20 protein-coding genes are annotated in these 20,436 nt (G+C 66.6%); 15 read left to right on the top strand and 5 right to left on the bottom strand.

Annotated elements, in window-relative coordinates; all coding sequences use genetic code 11:
• Positions 1-177: 177 nt before the first annotated feature.
• On the top strand, positions 178-1,251 hold the full coding sequence (locus QHC78_RS12055; protein ID WP_319744751.1) for a DODA-type extradiol aromatic ring-opening family dioxygenase: 1,074 nt from the start codon (positions 178-180) through the stop codon (positions 1,249-1,251).
• Positions 1,248-2,690 carry an aldehyde dehydrogenase family protein gene (locus QHC78_RS12060; RefSeq protein ID WP_319744753.1) on the top strand — a complete coding sequence of 481 codons (1,443 nt, stop codon included), beginning with the start codon at positions 1,248-1,250 and terminating at the stop codon, positions 2,688-2,690. Before QHC78_RS12055 ends, QHC78_RS12060 begins: the two co-directional genes overlap by 4 nt.
• A 106-nt stretch (positions 2,691-2,796) precedes the next feature.
• On the opposite strand, the gene QHC78_RS12065 is transcribed toward QHC78_RS12060, so the two are convergent.
• From QHC78_RS12065 to QHC78_RS12075, 3 genes are all read right to left on the bottom strand, one after another.
• Positions 2,797-3,786: a tripartite tricarboxylate transporter substrate binding protein gene (locus QHC78_RS12065; protein ID WP_319744755.1), complete on the bottom strand. Its 990-nt coding sequence runs from the start codon at positions 3,784-3,786 to the stop codon at positions 2,797-2,799.
• Positions 3,787-3,940: 154 nt separating this feature from the next.
• Complete coding sequence (locus QHC78_RS12070; RefSeq protein WP_319744757.1) at positions 3,941-4,900, bottom strand: alpha/beta hydrolase; 960 nt, start codon at positions 4,898-4,900, stop codon at positions 3,941-3,943.
• Between the two features lie 6 nt (positions 4,901-4,906).
• Positions 4,907-5,704 (bottom strand): aspartate dehydrogenase, encoded by a 798-nt coding sequence (locus tag QHC78_RS12075; protein WP_319744759.1) that lies wholly within the window; start codon positions 5,702-5,704, stop codon positions 4,907-4,909.
• Positions 5,705-5,851: 147 nt separating this feature from the next.
• On the opposite strand from QHC78_RS12075, the gene gcvA reads away from it, so the two are divergent.
• The 7 genes from gcvA (at position 5,852) to QHC78_RS12110 (ending at position 12,714) form a co-directional block, all read left to right on the top strand.
• Positions 5,852-6,739: a transcriptional regulator GcvA gene (gcvA, locus tag QHC78_RS12080; protein WP_319744761.1), complete on the top strand. Its 888-nt coding sequence runs from the start codon at positions 5,852-5,854 to the stop codon at positions 6,737-6,739.
• Positions 6,740-6,848: 109 nt separating this feature from the next.
• Positions 6,849-8,261 carry a guanine deaminase gene (gene guaD / locus QHC78_RS12085; protein WP_319744763.1) on the top strand — a complete coding sequence of 471 codons (1,413 nt, stop codon included), beginning with the start codon at positions 6,849-6,851 and terminating at the stop codon, positions 8,259-8,261.
• Positions 8,262-8,418: 157 nt separating this feature from the next.
• Positions 8,419-9,381 carry a glutathione synthase gene (gshB, locus tag QHC78_RS12090; protein WP_319744765.1) on the top strand — a complete coding sequence of 321 codons (963 nt, stop codon included), beginning with the start codon at positions 8,419-8,421 and terminating at the stop codon, positions 9,379-9,381.
• 11 nt (positions 9,382-9,392) lie between these two features.
• Positions 9,393-9,806 (top strand): PTS sugar transporter subunit IIA, encoded by a 414-nt coding sequence (locus QHC78_RS12095; RefSeq protein WP_319744767.1) that lies wholly within the window; start codon positions 9,393-9,395, stop codon positions 9,804-9,806.
• A 2-nt stretch (positions 9,807-9,808) separates the two neighbouring features.
• Entirely contained in the window at positions 9,809-10,078 is a 270-nt protein-coding gene (locus QHC78_RS12100) for an HPr family phosphocarrier protein (RefSeq protein WP_319744769.1), read from the top strand.
• A gap of 3 nt (positions 10,079-10,081) precedes the next feature.
• Positions 10,082-11,818 carry a phosphoenolpyruvate--protein phosphotransferase gene (gene ptsP / locus QHC78_RS12105; RefSeq protein WP_319744771.1) on the top strand — a complete coding sequence of 579 codons (1,737 nt, stop codon included), beginning with the start codon at positions 10,082-10,084 and terminating at the stop codon, positions 11,816-11,818.
• A 119-nt stretch (positions 11,819-11,937) separates the two neighbouring features.
• Complete coding sequence (locus QHC78_RS12110; RefSeq protein WP_319744773.1) at positions 11,938-12,714, top strand: helix-turn-helix transcriptional regulator; 777 nt, start codon at positions 11,938-11,940, stop codon at positions 12,712-12,714.
• 42 nt (positions 12,715-12,756) lie between these two features.
• Here the strand turns inward: QHC78_RS12110 and QHC78_RS12115 are convergent, their stop codons facing one another.
• The gene (locus QHC78_RS12115; RefSeq protein ID WP_319744775.1) at positions 12,757-13,770 is read right to left on the bottom strand and encodes a Bug family tripartite tricarboxylate transporter substrate binding protein; all 1,014 of its coding nucleotides are present in this window, start codon (positions 13,768-13,770) and stop codon (positions 12,757-12,759) included.
• Positions 13,771-14,012: 242 nt separating this feature from the next.
• On the opposite strand from QHC78_RS12115, the gene QHC78_RS12120 reads away from it, so the two are divergent.
• Genes QHC78_RS12120 through QHC78_RS12140 form a run of 5 tightly spaced genes read left to right on the top strand, consistent with a single transcriptional unit; the run spans position 14,013 to position 18,416 of the window.
• Positions 14,013-15,290, top strand: coding sequence for an aromatic ring-hydroxylating oxygenase subunit alpha (locus QHC78_RS12120; RefSeq protein WP_319744777.1), 1,278 nt, complete (start codon positions 14,013-14,015; stop codon positions 15,288-15,290).
• On the top strand, positions 15,290-15,790 hold the full coding sequence (locus QHC78_RS12125) for an aromatic-ring-hydroxylating dioxygenase subunit beta (protein WP_319744779.1): 501 nt from the start codon (positions 15,290-15,292) through the stop codon (positions 15,788-15,790). The genes QHC78_RS12120 and QHC78_RS12125 overlap by 1 nt, the downstream gene beginning before the upstream one ends.
• Before the next feature lie 9 nt (positions 15,791-15,799).
• Positions 15,800-16,525, top strand: coding sequence for a class II aldolase/adducin family protein (locus tag QHC78_RS12130; RefSeq protein WP_319744781.1), 726 nt, complete (start codon positions 15,800-15,802; stop codon positions 16,523-16,525).
• Positions 16,526-16,554: 29 nt separating this feature from the next.
• Positions 16,555-17,517 carry a substrate-binding domain-containing protein gene (locus QHC78_RS12135; RefSeq protein WP_319744783.1) on the top strand — a complete coding sequence of 321 codons (963 nt, stop codon included), beginning with the start codon at positions 16,555-16,557 and terminating at the stop codon, positions 17,515-17,517.
• Entirely contained in the window at positions 17,511-18,416 is a 906-nt protein-coding gene (locus QHC78_RS12140) for a VOC family protein (protein WP_319744785.1), read from the top strand. Before QHC78_RS12135 ends, QHC78_RS12140 begins: the two co-directional genes overlap by 7 nt.
• A 32-nt stretch (positions 18,417-18,448) precedes the next feature.
• On the opposite strand, the gene QHC78_RS12145 is transcribed toward QHC78_RS12140, so the two are convergent.
• Positions 18,449-19,285, bottom strand: coding sequence for an IclR family transcriptional regulator (locus QHC78_RS12145; RefSeq protein WP_319744787.1), 837 nt, complete (start codon positions 19,283-19,285; stop codon positions 18,449-18,451).
• A gap of 105 nt (positions 19,286-19,390) precedes the next feature.
• On the opposite strand from QHC78_RS12145, the gene QHC78_RS12150 reads away from it, so the two are divergent.
• Complete coding sequence (locus QHC78_RS12150; RefSeq protein ID WP_319744788.1) at positions 19,391-20,434, top strand: Bug family tripartite tricarboxylate transporter substrate binding protein; 1,044 nt, start codon at positions 19,391-19,393, stop codon at positions 20,432-20,434.
• Positions 20,435-20,436 lie beyond the last annotated feature (2 nt).

Consider the following 20,436-nt stretch of genomic DNA (forward strand, 5'->3'; position numbering starts at 1 on the left):
CGGCGATGTTTTTGCTTGTGTGCAGGCAGTATATCCAAGGGCCCGGTAAACGCTATCCGGGGCACTCACAAAATCGGATGAATCGATAAATAGGCAGACGGCGGGGTAACGGCCGCCAGGGGCTGCGTTCCTACACTCTCCGGCACCCAGGACATATTGCCAAAACGGAGAGACGGAATGAGCGAGGATTTGATCGTCGGCGGCGCCATGCTGCCCCATGCGCCACAATTTTTCACGCTGCCCGACAGCGAGGACAAGGACACGGTCCGGCGCGTCCGGGACGTGGCCGCCGCGATCGGGCAACGGTTGCAGGCGCTCCAGCCCGATCTGTGGATCATGATCGCCAATGACCATGCCCAGCAATTCTTCCACCAGTGCGCGCCTCCGTTCACGCTGCACGTGGGAGGAGTGGCCAAGGGCGAGTTCGCCGGGCGCGGCTTTCGCTACCAGGTGCCCAGCGAAATCTCCTTCCGGATCGTCGAAGACCTGTATCGCTCGGGTTTCGACCCGGCCTTCACCAGCAGTGCGGAGATCGACTATGCGCTGGGCATTCCGCTGACGCACCTCGGGGTGTCGGCTCCCGTGCTGCCTGTGTACGTCAACGCCTATCTGCCCCCGCAGCCGACACCGGAGCGGTGTTACGCCTTCGGGGTGGCGCTGGCCAATGCGGTGCGCCGCCTGGGCCTGCGGACGGTGGTCGTGGCCAGCGGCGGCATGTCGCATTTCCCCGGCACCGATCGCTATAGCGAGCCCGACCTGGATTTCGATAATCGCGTCCTGGATATCCTGCGGACCGGAAACCTGAAGTCGCTGATCGGATACAGCGAGAACCGGCTGGACGACACCGGCAACATCGAGTTGCGCTGCTGGGCACTTGCCGCGGGAGCGCTGGGCGAGCGGGTGCCCGATGTGGTGCAGATGGACCCCAGCTGGCATCACAACTATGCCTCGCTGGGGTTTTTCTCGCCGCCCCGGCCCGCTCCCCGGCCCCATTACCCGCGCATTGCCCCCGAGCTGGCGGAGTTGACGCGCGCCTTGCACGGCCTGGCGTATGACCAGGCCAACCAGCTCGCCTTCGTGGCGGATCCCTCGGCCTATGCCGCCCGCTTCGAGCTGAGCGAAAGCCACCGTGGGGCCTTGCTCGACATGGACCCGTTGGCATTTGCCGAGATGGGACTGCATCCTTTGATCGGGTTTCTTGCCAATATGAATATCCAGCGCCTGCGCGCCGAAGCGGGGAGCGGGCGATGAAGAGCGAACGTTCCGGGAACATGCTGCTATCCTCGTTCATAGCTGGCACCCACGTGGTGCCCGGGCCGGCGCGCATGCCATGGACGCAGGCCGGCAGCGGGGGCGTGCTGGACATCGCCGAGGCGGACGAGGGCGTCGTGGCGCAGGCGGTCGGCAGCGCGCGCCGCGCCTTCCAGGCGCAGCGCCCCTCGCCGTTGACGGTACGCCTGCAACACCTGCAGTCCTTGGGGGATGCGCTGGCCCAGGAAGCCGCCACGCTGGCGCACATCATCAGCGAGGACGTGGGCAAACCCATTCGCATCGCGCGCGGCGAAGTGGCGCGTGGACTGCAGTTCGTGGAGGCTTGCATGTCGGAGCTGCCGCATCTGGGCGGCGAAGTCATTCCGCTGGATGCTGTGTCCGCGGGAGTGGGCCGCGTCGGCTACACCCGCCGCTTCCCCTATGGTGTCGTAGCCGCGATTACCCCATTCAATGCGCCGGTGAACCTGCTGGTCCAGAAGCTCGCCCCCGCGCTTGCTGCCGGCAATGCCTGCGTGGCCAAGCCCGCGCCTGCGTCGTTGCGCACGGCCCTCCACTTGGCCGAGGCCGCGATAGCGGCAGGGCTGCCTCCCGGACTGCTGAATGTGCTGGCCGGCGACAAAGCAGCAGCACTGGCGCTGGCCGGCCATCCCGATGTCGGCGCGGTATCGTTCACGGGCGGTGTGCAGGCCGGCGAAGCGCTGGCCAGGGCGACCGGCGTGCGGCGCTTCGTATCGGAACTGGGATCGAGCGCCGCCAACGTCGTGCTGGCCGATGCGGACCTGCAGTCGGCCGCTGCCAAGATCGCTGCGGCCGCATTCGAGGCCAGCGGCCAGCAATGCATTTCCGCGCAGCGGGTCATCGTCGAGGCGCCGGTCTACGATGCGTTCGCGGCGCGTTTCGTCGCCGCTGCCGAGGCAATGCGGGTCGGCCCCGCGGGCGACGAGCAGACCGATATCGGCCCTCTCGTTTCCGAGGTGTCGGCCGATCGCATCATGGCCCTGTGCGAGGATGCGATCGCGCGAGGCGCGCGCTACCGGCTGGCGCCCCGGCGGGAGGGCCTGATCCTGTCGCCGGCGATTCTGGAGGGACTGACGCCTTCGGCGCGGCTATGGTACGAGGAGGTCTTCGGCCCGGTGGCCGTGCTGATCCGTGCCGACGACGCCCGGCACGCGCTGGAGCTTGCCAACGATTCGCCGTTCGGGCTCCAGGGGGCCGTCTTCACCGGCAGCCTGGCCCACGCGTTCCGGTTCGCCGAGTCATTTGATGTAGGCGCGCTGTGGGTGAACGAAGCCAGCCGCTTCCGGCTCGACATGTATCCCTTCGGGGGCATGAAGCTGAGCGGGACAGGGCGCGAAGGCGTCCGCTATGCCATCGAGGAGCTGTCGCAGCTCAAGTTCACGGGCATTGCCTGGCAATAGCCTGTAGCGGGGGCTGTCGGCGCGCCCCGGAAGTACCTCGAACGAGGCGGAGGCCGCCGGGCTGTCCTGGCGTACCTCCCAGGCAGGCGAAGAGCCCGCCGGACGGTCAGTTCATCAGCGGCAGGCTTTGCTCCGCCACGACGCGCTTCCACTTGGACACTTCGCCCTGGAAGAATTGGTCGAACTGGGCCGATGAGCCCGGCATGCCTTCCGCGCCGAGCTGTTCGAGCCGGGCCTTGAACTCGTCGGAAGTCAGGGCCTTGCCTATCATCTCGTTGAGCTGGGCCACGCGCTTCGCCTCCATGCCGGCGGGACCGAAGATGCCGAACCAGGATACGAACGAGTACTTGGGATAGCCGGATTCCGCCACCGTGGGCAGGTCGGGCAGGGCTTCCGAACGCGCCGTACCGGTGACGGCGATGCCGCGCAGCTTGCCGCTGCGTACATGTCCGACCACGGCGGGCATGAGTTCGAACACGAGATCCAGGTTGCCTGCCATCACGTCCGCCATGGCGGGACCTCCGCTCTTGTAGGGCACATGGAGCAGATCCACGCCTACTTCGCCTTTGAACAACTCGACCGATAGATGGCTGGAGGTGCCTATGCCTGCGGTGCCGAATGTCAGCTTGCCGGGATGCGCCTTGGCCTCCGCAATGAGGTCGGCCACGCTGCGCAGCTTGGAGGACGGATTGACGGCAATGACGTTCTGCAGCGATGCGACGCCGCTGACGGCGACGAGGTCCTTCAGCGGGTCCACGGGCATGTTGCGCATCAGGCTGGGGTTGCTGGCCAGGCTGGTGGCGCCCAGCAGCAGTGTGTAGCCTTCCTTGTCCTGCGCCCGGGCGACCAGTTCGGCGCCTATGTTGCCGCCCGCGCCGGGCTTGTTTTCCACCACCACCGGCTTGCCCGCGATGCTGGCCAGCTCCTTGGCGACCGAACGTCCGAGGATGTCTCCGGCGCCGCCCGGCGCGTAGGGCACGACCAGCGTGATGGGGCGCGTGGGGAAGGCATCGGCGGCCAGCAGGGCCGCGGGGGCGCCGAAGGACAGGGCGAGAATGGCAGCCAGTTTCAGGGCTCGTGGCGGACGGCGGTGCATGGGGGACTCCTGTGGGTTGGAAAGGGCACGAACCAGTTTAGGAGTGGCCTTTCCGTCCGCTGTTACCCGGCCGTCCTCTGATTTACGCAATGGTCCTTTTTTTTGAAGGCGGCCCCCCCGCCTACCGGAACTTCCTCGATGCCGTTGCGGCGTTTCAGTATCCGGGGGCCGCCATGAACGCCAGGATCTGCCGGCCGAGGAAGTCTTCGGCAGTATTGAAGTGCGCCACGATCGAGGTGTGGTTGTGACCAGCCATCCAGACGAAGCGGGGTGCGCGCCGCCTGAGCCGGGTCAGGGTGTTGAACAGCTCGACGCAGTGCACGTCTATGAGCGGGTTTTCGTATTCGGCCACGGCTATCATGGTGGGGGGCGCCGCGGGCGTCACGTGGTTCACCGGGGAGCCATCTTCCATGACTTGCCGGTCGCTGCCGTAATAGGCCTCGACCCGGCTGGCGTTGGGGTTTTCCGGGGAATTCTCGGCGCGCACCCGTCCCGACACGACGACCAGGCCGGCCAGCCCATGTCCATCCGCAGGATGGAAGCGCGCGTCGTACGCATAGTGGGCGGCGTGCGTGCCGCCGGCCGAATGGCCCATCAGGAAAATGCGGTCCGGGTCCGCGCCCAGCTCCGCGGCGTGCTGGCGGACCCAGGCGACGGCTGCCGCGATGTCCTGCGTGCCGCTGGGGTAGGGATGGGCCGGGGCGAGCCGGAATTCGACGTTGACGCCCACTATGCCATGGCGGGCGAAGTACCACAGTACATTGCTGTAGATTTCGCCGGTGCGGTCCTTGTCGCCTTCGACGAAGGCGCCCCCGTGCACGAACATCAGTACCGGCCGCAGCGCACCGCTGGGCGCCGACGGGAGGAAAACGTCGACGCACTGGCGTGGGTCCTGTCCGTAGGGCAGGTTGCGCCGCACGCTGCCCAGCTTGGGCGCGTCCCGCAGCACTTCGGAGAATCCGTCGACCATCTGCTTGACGTGGGCCTGCACGCGGGTGCCCCAGCGCGGCCCGAGCTCGGCCATTGCTTGCCGCAGCGACGGCGGGATATCGGGCAGCGGTGCTTGGGCCGGCGGCGAGGGCGTCTGGGCAGGGGAGGAAGGCAAATGATCCATGGCGGCTCAGAGAATGAAAGTATCGAGGCGGTTGCGGATGGCGCGCGCGATGGACATGCCGGCCAGCGCGGAGGTCTTGGGATTGGCGGCGAAAGGCGCCGCCTCGACTTCTACCTCCAGCCTGCCGAAGGCGCCGCGCGCCGTGATGGTGTGCGTGTTGCCGCCGGCTTCCGGATCGGCGATGAGCTGTACCCGGGTCCGGTCCAGGCCCAGCCCCGATAACCCGGCCATGGCGGCCACGTTGGCATTTTGCGGGAACAGGGTTGCCGCCTCGCGGGCGGTTCCCTCGAAGAACACGGTGGCCCGGGCCAGCGCGTCCAGGTCGCAGCGCTCGGCGGCCAGCGTGCCCTTCCAGCTGCGCGGCGGCTTGCGGCCGGTGTAGCGGACCTCGTCCAGGCCGCAGGCGCGGGCGGCGGCGAGCGCATCGATGCCGGCCAGGGCGCCGGGGACCAGGGTCAATTGCGCGCCGCCTTCGCTGCACGCCTGATCGAGCCGCTGCGCCACGTCGTGATGGGCCAGGGCACCCACCGACGCGACAATCGTGTCGATACCGCGCCGCAAAAGCACCGGCACGACGTTCGTCACCGCACCATGGCCGGCGCATTCGACCGCGAAGTCCGGACGCGCATTCAGGTCCTCGATGCCGGCCACGGCCAGGCCACAACCCCCCAGGGTGGCTGTGATTTCGTCCAGGCGTTCCGGGCGGTCCAGGACCAGCCATCGTGCAACGCGCGGATCGTGCCTGAGTTGGTCGAAGATCGAGCGGCCCATTGCGCCAAAGCCTATGAGCAAGACGGTTTTCAAGGCGTGCCTCTTGGAAGTCCAGTACGCAGGGCGGTGTGATGCGTTGTCAAATGCTCAAGCACCGGCGACACGATCGTGCTACGTTCTACCGATAGATGCAATCGATATATAGTCAAGAGAGTTGATTTTTTCTCAACGCTGGCACGCATGAAACTGCCCCCGCTCAATCCGCTGCGCGTATTTGAATCCGCGTCGCATACGCTCAGCTTCACGCAGACCGCTCGCGAGCTGCACGTCACTACCGGGGCGGTCAGCCGGCAGATCCGGGTACTGGAGGAGTTCCTGGGCGCGCGGCTGTTCGAGCGTATCAGCGGCGAAGTCCGGCTGACTCCGGCCGGCCGGGAATACCGGGACGACCTGCGCGGAGCGTTCGAGCGTATCGGCATGGCGACTGCCAAGGCGTTGCGCCGCAGCCGTACCGCACCGCTCCAGGTGTGGTGCCAGATGACGTTCGCGATGCGCTGGCTGCTGCCGCGCATGCCGGCCTTCCAGGCGAGGCACCCCGAGCGCGACGTGGTATTGACCACCTCGCTCAAGCAGCTCGAAAGCCTGAGCGATGCCGAGGTGGCGATATGCATTGGCCATGGCGACTGGCCCGGCGTCGTCTCGCACCACCTGGTCGACATCGAGTTGGTGCCCGTCTGCAGTCCGCGCTTGTTACCGACCGGCCGGTCGCGCCTGGCCCCGGCGGAGCTGGCGCGCTTCACGCTGCTGCAGTCGGCGGCGCGGCCCGACTATTGGGGGCGATGGCTGACGGCCCATGGTGTCGGGCATATCGATCCGGCGCGCGGCGTGACGTTCGAAAACGCGGCCCTGGCTTACCAGGCAGCCCTGCAGGGCATGGGCGTGGCCATGGGGCAATACGCGCTGGTGGAGGATGACTTGAAGGCGGGGCGATTGGTCGCTCCCTTCGGCGATCGGCTGGGCATCGACTCCGGCTTCTACCTGGTCTATCCGCAGCGCCTGGAAAAGGATGCGCACCTTTGCGACTTCCGGGACTGGGTGCTGGAAGCTGCGCGCCGCGAGCCTGCGTAAGCCGCAAAACATTTCACGCCAGGACGTAAAGACACCATTATCATGCTCGCTATGGCATGGAGCGGACGACGCCCCCGCCGTATCGCCCGCCGACCAACCGAGGATGCCCATGACGCCACGCCTATCCCCGGCCGCTGACGCCGCCGGTCCGCGCTTCGGTCCAGGCCGGCACGCCCTGCGCGGCGCTACGCTCAGCTTCCATGCCGATCCGTTCCTGAACGATCCCCACGCTTCCTACACCCACCTGCCCGATGCGCTGGTCGTGCTGGAAGACGGCAAGATCGCCGAGGCCGGCCCCTACGATCGCTTGCGGTCGCGGGTCGAGGGGGCGATGCCGGTGGCGCATTATCCCGACGCGCTGATCCTGCCGGGCTTCGTCGACACGCACATCCACTATCCGCAGACGCAGATGATCGGCGCCTTCGGCGAGCAGCTGCTCGAGTGGCTGAACAAGTACACCTTCGTGACCGAGCAGCAGTTCGCGGACCGCAGCCATGCCGGCCTGGTGAGCGAGCTTTTCCTGCGCGAGCTGCTGCGCGCGGGAACGACGACAGCGGCGGTGTACTGCACGGTGCACCCGGAATCGGTCGACGCGTTCTTCGAAGCGTCGCAGCGTTTCGGTACCCGTATGATCGCCGGCAAGGTGCTGATGGACCGGAATGCGCCGGACGCGCTCACGGATACGGCCGAGTCGGGCTACGAGCAGTCCAAGGCGCTCATCGAGAAGTGGCATGGCCGGGGGCGCCAGCTCTATTGCATCACGCCGCGCTTTGCGGCGACCTCGTCCGACGCGCAACTGCAGGCCGCCGCCCGCTTGTGGCGCGAGCATCCCGGTACCTATGTGCAGACGCACCTCAGCGAAAACCTCGGCGAAGTGGACTGGATCGCGCAGCTGTTCCCGGATTGCGGCGACTACTTCGAGGTCTACCGGCGTGCGGGGCTGGCGGGACCTCGCGCGATCTTCGCGCATGCGGTGCACGTCTCGGAAGAAGAGCTGTGCGCGTGTCATCGGGCGGGTGCGGCGCTGGCGCATTGTCCCACCTCCAACCTGTTCCTGGGCAGCGGCCTGTTTCGCCTGTTCGACGCCAAGCGCGCCGATCGCCCGGTGAGGGTGGGGCTGGGAACGGACATTGGCGCGGGTACCGCGTTCTCGCAATTGCAAACGCTGAACGAAGCCTACAAAGTGGCGGCCCTGAACCAGACGCCGCTGACGGCGGCGCACGCTTTCTATCTGGCGACCCGCGGCGGCGCCCAGGCGCTTTACCTGGATGACCGCCTGGGGGCGATCGAGCCTGGCTACGAGGCCGACCTGGTGGTGCTGGACCTGAAGTGCACGCCGCTGATGGATTTCCGCATGCGCTATTGCGCCGAGCTGGACGAGCGCTTGTTCGTGCTGATGACACTGGGGGATGACCGCGCAGTGCGCGCGACCTACGTGGCCGGCCGCCCCGTGTACGACCGCGCGCGCCAGCCGCAGCCGTTCTGTCATGCCGACGGCATGGACGCGCCGCCGCCGGCCTGAGGCCGGCTTGTGTTACAAAAGCCGGAGGAGGTTTTCCCGGCCGGCGGCTTGCCGAAAACCCGCGGCGGGCGTAGGCGCTTACCGGTCGTGGCCGGGGCGGCTTGCTAGAATCGACCTCCCTCTTCGCGCCCGCATCCTGCGGGCATCCAAGGCGACCATGCACGTACTTTTCATTGTCGATCCGCTTCCCGCGCTCAAGGCCTACAAGGACACGTCCGTGGCAATGATGCGCGCGCTGGCGGCCCGCGGCCATCAGTTGAGCGTCGCCCTGCAAGGCGATCTATATGTCATCGACGGCGTGGTGCGTACCGCGTCCCGTCCCATCGAACTGGTGCCCGGTGCCGACCCGCACGGGCACGACTGGTGGACCGAGGGGCCCGAGAGCGACCAGCCCTTGACCGGCTTCGATGCCGTTTTGATGCGCAAGGACCCGCCGTTCGACATGGAATACGTGTATTCCACGCACCTGCTCGAGCGTGCCGAGGCGCAAGGCGCACGGGTCTTCAATTCCGGGGCGGCCATCCGCAACCACCCGGAAAAGCTCGCCATTGCCGAATTCCCGCATCTGACCGTCCCCACCCTGGTCACGCGCGACATGGCCCGGCTGCGGGCCTTCCACCGCCAGCATCACGATGTGATCGTCAAGCCGCTCGATGGCATGGGCGGCACCGGCATCTTCCGGTTGGCCCCCGGGGAAATCAACCTCAACGCCATCCTCGAAACCCTCACCGACAATGGCCAGCGCAGCATCATGGCCCAGCGCTACATTCCCGAGATCCTGCAGGGCGACAAGCGCGTCTTGCTGATAGGCGGAGAGCCGGTACCCTATTGCCTGGCGCGCATTCCGCAAGCGGGGGAGACCCGCGGCAACCTGGCCGCGGGCGGGCGCGGCGTGGCCCAGCCGCTGTCCGAGCGCGACCTGGCGATTGCCCGCGAACTGGGGCCCAGGCTCGCGGCGCGCGGGCTGCTGCTGGTGGGACTGGACGTCATCGGCGAGTACGTCACCGAAATCAACGTGACCAGTCCCACCACCTTTTGTGAAATTACCGAGCAGACCGGATTCGACGTAGGCGCCATGTTCGCCCGTGCGCTGGAGAACGCCGTATCCGCGATGTCTTGAGCGAGATCGGCATGACAGGCGTCGTTATCGTTGCGCACGAGCCGTTGGCTTCGTCCCTGCTTTCCTGTGCCACGCACATTTTCGGTGCTCTGCCTGGCGTGCTGGCCTACGATGCCGGCAACGACGAGGATCCCGACCAGATGTTCCGCGCGGTACTCGAACGCATCGAGTCCGTCGCCGCGGGCGAGGGGGTGCTGGTCTTGACCGATGTCGTGGGGGCCACGCCCTCGAACCAGACCGACCGCGCCGCGCGCGAGGCCATGCGGCATGGCACGCCCACCACGGTGCTGGCCGGCGTCAACATACCGATGCTGCTGCGCACCTTGCCCTATCGCCACCTTTCCCTTGATGATCTGGCGCAGCGCGCGCTGGCCGGCGGCACGCAAGGCGTCTTGCGCGTCGACGGCGAACCTGAAGACGATTGACCATGCCGAGCATCGATATTGCCGTTATCAACAAACTGGGCCTGCATGCGCGGGCATCGGCCAAGCTCACCCAGCTCGCCAGCCGGTTCCGCAGCGACATCCACATCTCGCGCGGGTCGCGCCGCGTCAATGCCAAGAGCATCATGGGCGTCATGATGCTGGCGGCAGGCATGGGCAGCAAGGTCACCGTCGATGCCGAGGGCGAGGACGCGCAGGAGGCGCTGGACCAGATCCAGGACCTGTTCGCACAGAAATTCGGCGAGGCCGAGTAGCCTATGGAAACCGCGATGCTGGCCTTGCACGGACTCGGGGTGTCGCGCGGCTATGCCATCGGCCGCGCGGTGGTCATAGGCGCGGCCGCACTCGAGGTTTCGCACTACCGCATCGCCGAGGAGGACGTGGTGTCCGAATGCGCGCGCCTGGAAGCCGCCATTCGGGTCGCATCCGACGAACTCGCGCAGCTGGCCGCCCATCTTCCCCCGGACGTGCCCCGTGAACTGGGCGCCATCCTGCAGGTGCACAGCATGATCCTGGCCGATGCGATGATCTCGCACGAACCGCTCGAGATCATCCGCACGCGCCACTACAACGCCGAATGGGCGCTGACGGCACAGGGCCAGGCGCTGGCCGAGCAGTTCGCGCAGATGGACGACGAGTACATGCGCGAACGCGGCGGAGACGTGCGGCAGGTCATCGAACGGGTGCTGCATGCCCTGGCCGAGGCCGACGGGCGCCCGCGCTCCCTCAAGGCGTCGGCCGTGGCCGAGCACGGCGATCCCTTGGTGGTGGTGGCCCACGATATTTCGCCGGCCGACATGCTCAAGCTGCGCGGCGCCCGTTTTGCGGCCTTCACCACCGATCTCGGCGGCGCGACGTCGCATACCGCCATCGTGGCCCGCAGCATGGGGGTGCCCGCGGTCGTGGCCCTGGGCGTAGCGCGTACCCTGCTGCGCGATGGCGACATGGTGATCGTCGACGGCGAGGCCGGCGTGCTGCTGGCCAATCCGCCGCCCAAGGTCGTAGCCGAATACCGGGCGCGGCAGGCGGACTTCGCCCGCGAGCGGGCCAACCTGGCGGCGCTGCGCGACGTGCCGGCCATTACGCTGGACGGCGTCACCGTGTCCATGCTGGCCAATATCGAGTTGCCGGAAGAGGCTCAGGCGGCGGTCGATGCGGGCGCCGAGGGCATCGGACTGTTCCGCAGCGAGTTCCTGTTCATGGGGCGGGACGACCTGCCCGGGGAAGACGAGCAATACGAGGCCTATGCCTCGGTCGTGCGGACCCTGGGCGGGCGGCCTGTCACGATACGGACGCTGGACATCGGCGCCGACAAGACGTTGGACGGCGAGGCGACGGTGGCCACCAACCCGGCCCTGGGCTTGCGCGCCATCCGCTATTGCCTGGCGCATCCCGAACTGTTTGCTACCCAGCTGCGCGCCATCCTGCGCGCCTCGGCGCACGGGCCGGTGCGGGTGCTGGTTCCCATGGTCGCCCAGCTGGGTGAGGCCCGCGCCATTTATGCCGCCATTGCCGCGGCCAAGCAGGAACTCGATGCCCGGGGCCAGGCCTATGGCCAGAATGTCCAGGTGGGGGCGATGGTGGAGGTGCCGGCCGTGGCGATCGCGATCGAACCGTTCGTCGAAGCCTTCGACTTCCTTTCCATCGGCACCAACGACCTGATCCAGTACACCCTGGCCATCGACCGGGCCGATCCGGACGTGGCGGCCTTGTACGACCCGTTGCACCCGGCGGTGCTACGCCTGGTGGCCAATACGATCAACGCCGGTGCCCGGGCCGGCAAGCCGGTATCGGTCTGCGGCGAAATGGCGGGCGACACCGTGTTGACGCGGCTGTTGCTGGGCCTGGGCCTGACCCAGTTCTCCATGCATCCGCAGCAGCTGCTGGACGTCAAGCGCGAGATCCTGCAGGCGCACTCCAACGCCCTGCGCACCAAGGTGGCGGCCGTGTTGAATCGCGCCGCCGAGATGGACCTGTCGCTGCTCAACAAGTAAGACGATTCTTCTTTGCCGGTGGCCGGCGCAGCGGCGCCTCCCGCCGGCCGGCGCCCTCGCTATTCCCATAGCGGTGAGTTCGTCATACAATGTTACAAATGTCGACATCACCAGGTGGAATGACGAGACCGCCGCCGGCCGACGCGCCGGTGCGCACCAGTGCGGTCCGCCCCATGGAGGGCCACGAGACGGCCATGCGTGCGTTGCGCGCACTGCGCCCGCTGATCGATGCCTCCTCGCTGTCCGATCTTGCCAGGGTGGTCCGCGACTTCTCCGGCGCACTGGGGGCGGTCCGCTATGCGCTAGGCATCGTCGAGCGCGCGCCCGGCGGCAACGCCTTGCGGTGGCTGTGCGAGGACGCGCCGCGATGGTGGCTGGGGTTCCGGCGGGAGTTTGCCCCGTTGGTCTCCCGGTCCGGATCGCGCGGGGGACCGCAGATACGCGCGGTGCGACGGGCGCTGGACGACCCCAACGATGCGCCGGCCCATGCGGAGTTGCGCAAGCTGGGCGGCTATAGCGTGTTGTTTCTGGTCGCCGAGGCCCTGCATCCCGGCGATATGGCGGCCTGTCTCGCGCTGCTGTTCGCCTCGGGCAGCAGGATCGCGCTGCCGGCTGCGCAGGCCCAGCTGGCGGGCCTCTGCAATCATGCCGCATCCATCGTGCTCGATACCTACCTGCGCCTGCCCGTGCGCGCGGCCCCACGGGTGCGGCTGTCCGCGCGTGAATCCGAATGCCTGCGCTGGGCCTCGGTGGGCAAGACCAGTTGGGAAACGGCGCTTATCCTGGGCGTAACCGAGCGCACGGTGAACTTCCACCTGGGCAACGCCTTCGGCAAGCTCAAGGTCAACAACAAGCAGGCCGCGGTGGCCCAGGCAATATTGCAGGGGCTGCTGTAGCCGTCCAAGCCTCGCTGCCGCCGTCTCGCCGGCCGCTTCCCGTCAATCGGCGGCGATTTTTGCGGCGTCCACCACCTTGGCCCAGCGCGCCAGCTCACCTGCGATCAACGAACCCAGTTCCTCCGGTGTGCCGCCGGTCGCGACCAGGCCTTGGCCCTGGAAGTTGGCGATCACGTCCGGGCTGCGCAGCAGTTCGTTGAGATCCCGGTTCCACTTCGCAATGATCGCGTCGGGTGTGTGGGCGGGCGCCAGCAGGCCATACCACGTGTCCACCACGAGTTCGGGGTGCCCTTGCTCGACCACGGTCGGTGCATCGGGCATCTCCGCCACCCGCTTCTTGCTCATCACTGCAAGCACCTTCAATTGCCTGCCCTGCACAAAGGGCGTGGCGGCTCCCAGGCTGGTCACCATGGCTTGGGCATGGCCGCCCATGACGTCGGTGAGGGCCCCGGCCGTGCCCTTGTACGGAATGTGGACCATGTTCACCCCGGCGCTCTGCTTGAGCAATTCCATGGCCAGGTGCTGGGCCGTGCCGGTGCCGGGCGATGCGTAGTTGAGCTTGCCCGGCTGGCTGCGCGCCAGCTCGATCAGGTCCTGTACCGATTGCGCCGGCAGCTTGCCGGGAGCGACCAAGGCCATGGCGCTGGTCGCGGCGAGCCCGATGGGCCGGAACGATTTGATGGGGTCGAAAGGCGTGTGCTTGTTCAGGACCGGCGTCGTACCGAAGGCGGTCGCCGTCATGAGCAGCGTGTAGCCGTCCGGAGCCGCCCGGGCGACCAGTTCCGACCCGATGTTGCCTCCCGCGCCGGGGCGATTCTCGGTCACGACCGGGACCTTCCAGCGCTCCGACAGCTTAGGCCCGATTACGCGGGCAATGATGTCGGCGCTGGTTCCAGGCGTGAAGGGGACGATGAGTGTGATCGACCGCTGTGGGTAGGTGCCGGAGCTTTCGGCGGCAAGCACCGCGCTCGAGTTGGCCAGGGCCGTACACGCGGCGGCTGCCGCCAGCCAAGCCGAGGCCGGCCGCGGCTGGCGGCCGGGGTTCTTTGCAAGCATTGCTGTCTCCTTGGGGGCGTCGGGAAGCGGTGTGCCCCGCGGTGGCCAGGGCAATGCCGCTCTCTTTTTGGTATTTATAATCCTAAATAATGGGATATGATATTCCAAGGATTTGCCGCAGGTTCACTTTTTAAATCAACATATATAAGGGAAATCCATGAAAGGCGGATTTATTAGTCCCATTTTTTAGGTATTTGAGTTTTCATTGAGTGTGAACGTCGTCTTTCATAGTTGGAATTCAGATGCCATACATCATTGACGATCCCGAGAGCCAGCGCTTCCTGCTGCACCGGGAAGTGCATGTCTCGCCCGCCGTTCTTGCCGAAGAAATGGACAAGATCTTCGCCAAGTGCTGGATATACGTCGGCCACACGTCGGAGCTTGCCCAGCCGGGCGATTTCGTGACGCGCAAGGTGGCGGGCAGGCCGGTGATCTTCGCGCGCGATGCGCAGGGCGAGATCGGCTGCTTCTTCAATACCTGCCGCCATCGGGGAGCAGTCGTCGCCACCAAGCGGGAAGGCAATGCCCGCCGCTTCTTCTGTGTCTATCACGGGTGGAGCTACAACACGGATGGCAGCCTGGCCCGCATTCCCGGCGAGGACGCGTACGCGGAGTCCTTCGATCGCAACGAATACGGCCTGAAGCGGCCGCCGCGCTTCGAGCACTACCGCGATTTCTGGTTCATGTGCCTGGATCCCGAGGCGCCATCGCTGCAAACCTATCTGGGGCGCGCCACCGAATACATCGATCTCGTGGTCGATCAGTCGCCGTCGGGAACCATGCAGGTGATCTCGGGCACGCAGGAATATGCGGTCGCCGCCAATTGGAAGCTGATGGTGGAGAACAGCGTGGACGATTACCACCTGCCCACCACGCATTCGACCTGGCTGAACTTCATGGCCAACTCGGGGGTAACCATAGAGCGTCCGCCGCGCGAAGCGGGCCAGGTGCTGCCGACCAAGGGCTATGCCATAAGCCTGGGCAACGGTCACTTCACCACCGACAACGTCAATTTCCGCGGCCGTCCCGTGGCGCACTGGATTCCGCTGTACGGCGAGGCAGCCCGCGAGGAAATCGAGGCTATCCGCCAGGAACTGGTGGAACGCCTCGGCCCCGAGCGCGCCGAGCGCGTCGCCAATACCAACCGCAACCTGGTGATCTTTCCCAATCTGGTGATCAACGACGGTTCGTCGGTGACCATCCGCACCTTCTTCCCCGATGGGCCGGAACGCATGGACGTGACGGCGTGGGCCCTGGGGCCGGTCGAGGAAGACGAGTCGGCCCGCGCCCGGCGCCTGGACGCCTTCCTGACTTTCTACGGGCCGGGCGGATTTGCCACGCCCGACGACGTGGAAGCCCTCGAGCTGGTGCAGCAGGGCATGGCCAACTGGCGCAGCGACGAGTGGTCGGAGATGTCGCGTGGCATGGGCAAGCCCGAATCGGAGCAGCTCAATAGCGACGAACATCATCTGCGCACTTTCTGGCGCCATTGGAACCGCATGATGCAGGAGAGCGCGTAATGCAAGAGACCGCAGCCGGCCGCCTGACCCGGGCCGAGGCCGAGGATTTTCTGTATTTCGAGGCGGCGCTGCTCGATGAGTGGCGGCTCGAGGAATGGCTGGAGCTGCTGACCCCGGACGCCACCTATCTCATTCCACCCAACGACAAGCCCGATGGCGATCGGCGCAACACGTTGTTCATCATCGCCGACGATGCCGAGCGCATCCGTCAGCGCGTCATCCGCGTGCTGGACCCGAATTGCCACGCCGAAGCGCCCAGGTCGCGCCTGCGCCGCAGCATCAGCAACGTGCGCGTGCTGGGGCAGGAAGGCGATCTGGCCACCGTGGCGGCCAACTTCATCTGCCACCGCTACCGCCGCCATGAGCGCATACGGGAATACGTGGGCGGCTTGACCTATCAGCTGCGGATCACCAGCGAGGGCCTGCGGATACGGCAGCGGCGCATTGTCATCGACGCCCACGAGCTCGGCTCGCTGGGGTCGGTCAGTTTCATACTCTGAGGAGTCCGCATGGCTATACCGCAGGCATTGCTGGAAGAGTTGGTCACGGCCAACCACATACTCGCGTCGGAAGGCGTGGTCGATGCGTTCGGGCACATCAGCGTGCGCAGCCCCGACGACCCCGGCCGCTACTTTCTTTCGCGCGCGCGTCCGCCCGAACGGGTGGAACCCGGCGACATCATGGAATTCACGCTCGAGGGCGAGCCCATCGATGCGCGCGGCCGCAAGCCTTACCTGGAGCGCTTCATCCACGGCGCGATCTACCAGGCCCGGCCCGACGTCCAATCGGTGGTGCACAACCATAGCCGCAGCGTGGTGCCGTTCGCCGTGACAGGCGCGCCGCTGCGGCCCATCGTGCATAGCTGCGCCACCATAGGCTTCAACATCCCGACCTGGGATGCGCAGGACAAGTTCGGCGATACCACGTTGCTGGTCAGCGATATGGAGATGGGCCGCGACCTGGCGACGGTGCTGGCGGAGAACCGCAGCACGCTGATGCGCGGGCACGGCTGCACGGTAGTGGGCGGTTCCATCAAGGAGGCGGTCTACACCGCCATCTACCTGGAGGTGAACGCGAATCTGCAATTGCAGGCAAGCCGCCTGGGACCCATCACCTTCCTGACGGAAGGCGAGGTCGAGAAGATCTGCGCGCGCCTGCGCGACGGGCTCCCGGGCGAGGGCTACGCCCGGGCCTGGGAGTACTGGCGCGGCCGCGCCTATGCCGATCGGGCCTGACGCAAGCAAACATGAGGACGACTTCACCCATGACCAACACCAATCAGGCGATACACCTGGGCGCTACGCAGTCCTTCCATTCCCAGCCGCTGCTGGCCGGCCTGGTCGAGGTGCCGGGTGTAGCCTATCGCGCGAGCGCGACCCGCACCATAGACGAATGCACGATGAAAGCACTGCGGGGCGAGTTCGATGCCGCCGAGATGTCGCTGGCGACCTTCGTGAAAGTGCGCGAGCGGGACGACACGCTGGTCGGCTTGCCTGTCTTTGCGCGCAAGCTGGTATCGCAGTACGCCTTTTGCCGCGACGGTGCGGCGCTGTCCGGCTATGAATCGTTGGCGGGCAAGCGGATTGCCGTTCCGCAGTACTGGCTGACTGCCGCCCTATGGCATCGCTGGTACCTGGCCATGTACGGCGTGGATCCGGCCTCGGTGGTGTGGTGCCCGCTTGCCGATGACCGCCTGGAGGCCATGCCCTATCCCGACGGCGTGCAGATCGACTGGTCGCTCAAGGGCCGCGGGCCTTCCGACGTGCTGCGTTCGGGCCACGCCGATTGCTTCATCTTCGCGCGCCGGCCTTTGGACATGAAGGGGCTGCGCTATCTGTCGCCTGATCCCGCCGCGCAGGCGCTGGCATTGGCGCGACGGACCGGCGTGGTGCCGGTCACGCACGTCATTGCGGTACGCGCCGCGCTGCTGGCCGAGCGTCCCGGCCTGGCCGAGGCACTGGTCGAGTTGTACACCCGCGCGCTGCATTACGCCGCGCAGGAAGTCGCCCACGAGGCGGCCCAGTTCCTGCCGCTGGGCGACCTGGAGCAGGACCGCACCCGCGCCGCGCTGGGGAACGATTGGAACGCCTACGGCTGGCGCGCCAGCGAACCGGCATTGCGAACCTTCTGCGAAGCCGCCGTGAGTCAGGGCATGGTGCGCAAGGTGGACCTGGACAGCGCCTTCGTGCAGCTGGAACCCGAATCGCCACGAGGTGAGCCATGCTGAGATTCAAGAAACTGAGCCATCTGGTCTTGAACGTGTCGGACCTGGACCGCTCGGCGGCCTTCTATCGCGACATGGTGGGCCTGGACCTGGTGGAGCGCAGCGGCGATACCGTGTTTCTGTCGTGCGACGGCGATCACTACAACCTGGCGCTGAGCGCGGCGGCCGAACCCAGTCTCAAGCGCATCGGGTTCGAGCTGGAGTCGCCGGCGCAAATCGATGTGGCGAGGGAGGTGCTGGAACGCGCGGGCGTGCATCATCGCCGGCTCCTTCCGGACGAATGCGCCGACATGCGTGTCGAAGATGGCGTCCGGCTGATCGATCCGAACGGCATCACGCTCGATCTGCTGACCGGCATGCGGCAACGGACGGATACCTTCACGCCGCACCCGATCCGTCTGGTTCGCCTGAGCCATGCGGTGATACGAGTGCCGGATTTCGCGCAGAGCCTGAGGTTCTATACCGAGGTGATGAACTTTCGCGTGTCGGATTTCCGCCATGAGGACCAGGGCGATCCGTATTTTGCCTTCATGCGGTGTTTTCCCAACCCGTTCCATCATTCGTTCGCCATCCAGCAAGGCAAGACGCCGGCGTTCTTCCATGCGGCCTTCTCGGTGGAGAACATCGACGACCTGATGGCCGGGCGCAACCGGCTGCTGGAGGAGGGCGCCATCGTGGCCCCGACCCCCGGCCGGCACAAGGCGTCGGGCAGCATTTTCCAGTACTTCGCGGATCCCGACGGCTTCACCGTCGAGTTCACGCTCGGCATGGAGGAGTTTCCTGAAACCTCGCCGCGCGCGCCGAGGCAATTGGACAAGAGCTACCGCACCACGGACATCTGGAACGGCCCCAAGCCCACCAACCTCCCCAACCTGGGCGCGATCGAACGGGCGTCGATCTGAGCGCATTCCCCCATGGGGAGGATGTCGCGGTGTCAGTCGTCCTGGCGCGTCCGGCTGGCATGGGTCCGTGCCGGTGCCGCCCGAAGGGCCAGGTCGCGCGCGCGCGGGCTATCGCTGGCGATGGTCTTGCTGACGATGCCGGCACAGAAGACGATGCGGTCGGCCGCGGCTGCGGTTTCCTGGGGGTCCAGCCGGGGCCGCCCGATGGTGACGCTGAGGCTGCCCACCACGTTGCCGTGGCTGTCCATGATGGGCGCGGCGATGCCGGTCACGCCGTGGGTGACCTGGCCGCTGGTCGAGTCCCAGCCGCGCTGGCGGATGGCGGCCAGCTTGGCCTTGACGGCTTCGAGCGTATCGCCCAGGCCGGCATCGGCGAATGCGGCCGGATCGGCGGCATAGAGCCGGCCGACGGTGCGCGCGGGGCTGAAGGCCAGGATGATGCGCGACGCGGATCCGCGCAGCAGGGGGCGTGCGTAGCCGCGTTCGTAGCTGCTATTGAAGGCATCGGTATTCGATTCCTGGTGCACGCACAGGACCTTGTCCTTGTATTTGCGGCACAGCAGCGCAATGCCGGGCACCGCCTTCACCAGTTCGATCATCACCGGGCGGCTGGCGATGATCAGCGGATCGCGCATCCGCATCTTGTAGTCGAGTTCGGAAATTCTCGGTCCCAGCGTGTAGCCCACGTCGGGAAGCGAGGTCAGCAGCCCGGCATCGGTCAGCACCTTGAGATAGCGATAGAGCGTCGAACGCGTCAGGCCCAGCTTGTCGGACAGTTCTTCGTAGGTCTGGCCGCCGTCGCTGTCCTCGACCAGGTCGAGGATGTAGAGCATTTTTTCGAGGCTGGTTGCGGGCAGGTCGGCGGGCATGGAAATGGGCGATCGTGAGGAGGAACGAGCGAAGAGATTCACCGCAGCGCTAGATGATAAATGCAAACACGATACCGGGCGGCAGGCCCGGACACAGGAGGAGACATGGAAGACAAGACTATTGGCGCCGCCCATGGCGCCGGCGGCGATGCGCCGGCCGAGCCCGGCCGGCGCAGGGCATTGGGATGGGCGCTGGGCGTGGCCGGCACCGCATGGCTGGGCCGCGCCGGCGCCGCCAGCCGCGGCCCGCTGGACGACCGGCCGGTGCGCATCCTGGTGCCCCAGACTCCGGGTACCACGCCAGACTCCGTGGCGCGCATCCTGGCGCCGCACTTGAACCGCGAGCTGGGCCTGCCCTTCGTGGTCGAGAACCGGGCGGGCGCCTCGGGCATCATCGGCATGGAGGCCGCGGCCAAGGCGCCGCCGGATGGCCATACCCTGCTCAGCAACGTGTCCACGACGCTGACCTTGCCCTATTTCTACGACAAGCTGCCGTTCGACGTGCTGGCGGACTTCACGCCCATCGGCCTGGTCGGTTCGGGCAACTTCGCCTTGGTGGTCCACCAGGGGCTGCCGGTTGCCGACGTGGCGCAATTGCTGGCGTACGCCAAGGCGCGCCCGGGCCAACTCCGCTATGCCTCCCCCGGACTCGGTACCCACCACCACCTGTGCATGGAACTGCTGATGGCCAAGACCGGCATCCAACTGCAGCACATTCCCTACAAGGGGTCGGCAGGGGCCACCACCGACGTGCTGTCGGGCCAGGTGGAGGTGATGTTTCTGCCGGTGCAGGTGGCCATGAACCATGCCGCCAGCGGACGCATCAAGGTGCTGGGCGGCACGCGCCTGCAGCGCCAGCCGCCCTATATGGATCTGCCGACACTGGATGAGCGGGGCGTGGCCGGCTACGACGTGGACCCCTGGTATGCGCTGTGGGGACCCCAAGGCATGGCAGCGCCGGTGGTCCAGCGCTACAACGCATTGCTGCAGACCTTGCTCTCCCGCGCCGACGTCAAGCAGGAACTGGCCGCCGTGGGCCTGGCGACGCGGCCGAGCCCGCCGGCCGAATTGACGCGGATCGCACAGGCCGAACAGCAGCTCTGGGCCGGTCTGCTCAAGGGCAAGCCGAATCTGGCCAAAGCCGGGTGAGA

It is taken from the genome of Pigmentiphaga sp., assembly GCF_033795525.1.
Lineage (GTDB): Bacteria > Pseudomonadota > Gammaproteobacteria > Burkholderiales > Burkholderiaceae_B > Pigmentiphaga.

Bases quoted from the DNA above. Each gene is read 5' to 3' on its own strand.
- guaD (WP_319744763.1), top strand. From the start codon at position 6,849: ATGACGCCACGCCTATCCCCGGCCGCTGACGCCGCCGGTCCGCGCTTC.
- QHC78_RS12070 (WP_319744757.1), bottom strand. From the start codon at position 4,900: ATGGATCATTTGCCTTCCTCCCCTGCCCAGACGCCCTCGCCGCCGGCC.
- QHC78_RS12110 (WP_319744773.1), top strand. From the start codon at position 11,938: ATGACGAGACCGCCGCCGGCCGACGCGCCGGTGCGCACCAGTGCGGTC.
- QHC78_RS12150 (WP_319744788.1), top strand. From the start codon at position 19,391: ATGGAAGACAAGACTATTGGCGCCGCCCATGGCGCCGGCGGCGATGCG.
- ptsP (WP_319744771.1), top strand. From the start codon at position 10,082: ATGGAAACCGCGATGCTGGCCTTGCACGGACTCGGGGTGTCGCGCGGC.
- QHC78_RS12120 (WP_319744777.1), top strand. From the start codon at position 14,013: ATGCCATACATCATTGACGATCCCGAGAGCCAGCGCTTCCTGCTGCAC.
- gcvA (WP_319744761.1), top strand. From the start codon at position 5,852: ATGAAACTGCCCCCGCTCAATCCGCTGCGCGTATTTGAATCCGCGTCG.
- QHC78_RS12115 (WP_319744775.1), bottom strand. From the start codon at position 13,770: ATGCTTGCAAAGAACCCCGGCCGCCAGCCGCGGCCGGCCTCGGCTTGG.
- QHC78_RS12125 (WP_319744779.1), top strand. From the start codon at position 15,290: ATGCAAGAGACCGCAGCCGGCCGCCTGACCCGGGCCGAGGCCGAGGAT.
- QHC78_RS12095 (WP_319744767.1), top strand. From the start codon at position 9,393: ATGACAGGCGTCGTTATCGTTGCGCACGAGCCGTTGGCTTCGTCCCTG.
- QHC78_RS12135 (WP_319744783.1), top strand. From the start codon at position 16,555: ATGACCAACACCAATCAGGCGATACACCTGGGCGCTACGCAGTCCTTC.
- QHC78_RS12145 (WP_319744787.1), bottom strand. From the start codon at position 19,285: ATGCCCGCCGACCTGCCCGCAACCAGCCTCGAAAAAATGCTCTACATC.
- QHC78_RS12130 (WP_319744781.1), top strand. From the start codon at position 15,800: ATGGCTATACCGCAGGCATTGCTGGAAGAGTTGGTCACGGCCAACCAC.
- QHC78_RS12055 (WP_319744751.1), top strand. From the start codon at position 178: ATGAGCGAGGATTTGATCGTCGGCGGCGCCATGCTGCCCCATGCGCCA.
- QHC78_RS12060 (WP_319744753.1), top strand. From the start codon at position 1,248: ATGAAGAGCGAACGTTCCGGGAACATGCTGCTATCCTCGTTCATAGCT.
- QHC78_RS12100 (WP_319744769.1), top strand. From the start codon at position 9,809: ATGCCGAGCATCGATATTGCCGTTATCAACAAACTGGGCCTGCATGCG.
- QHC78_RS12140 (WP_319744785.1), top strand. From the start codon at position 17,511: ATGCTGAGATTCAAGAAACTGAGCCATCTGGTCTTGAACGTGTCGGAC.
- QHC78_RS12065 (WP_319744755.1), bottom strand. From the start codon at position 3,786: ATGCACCGCCGTCCGCCACGAGCCCTGAAACTGGCTGCCATTCTCGCC.
- gshB (WP_319744765.1), top strand. From the start codon at position 8,419: ATGCACGTACTTTTCATTGTCGATCCGCTTCCCGCGCTCAAGGCCTAC.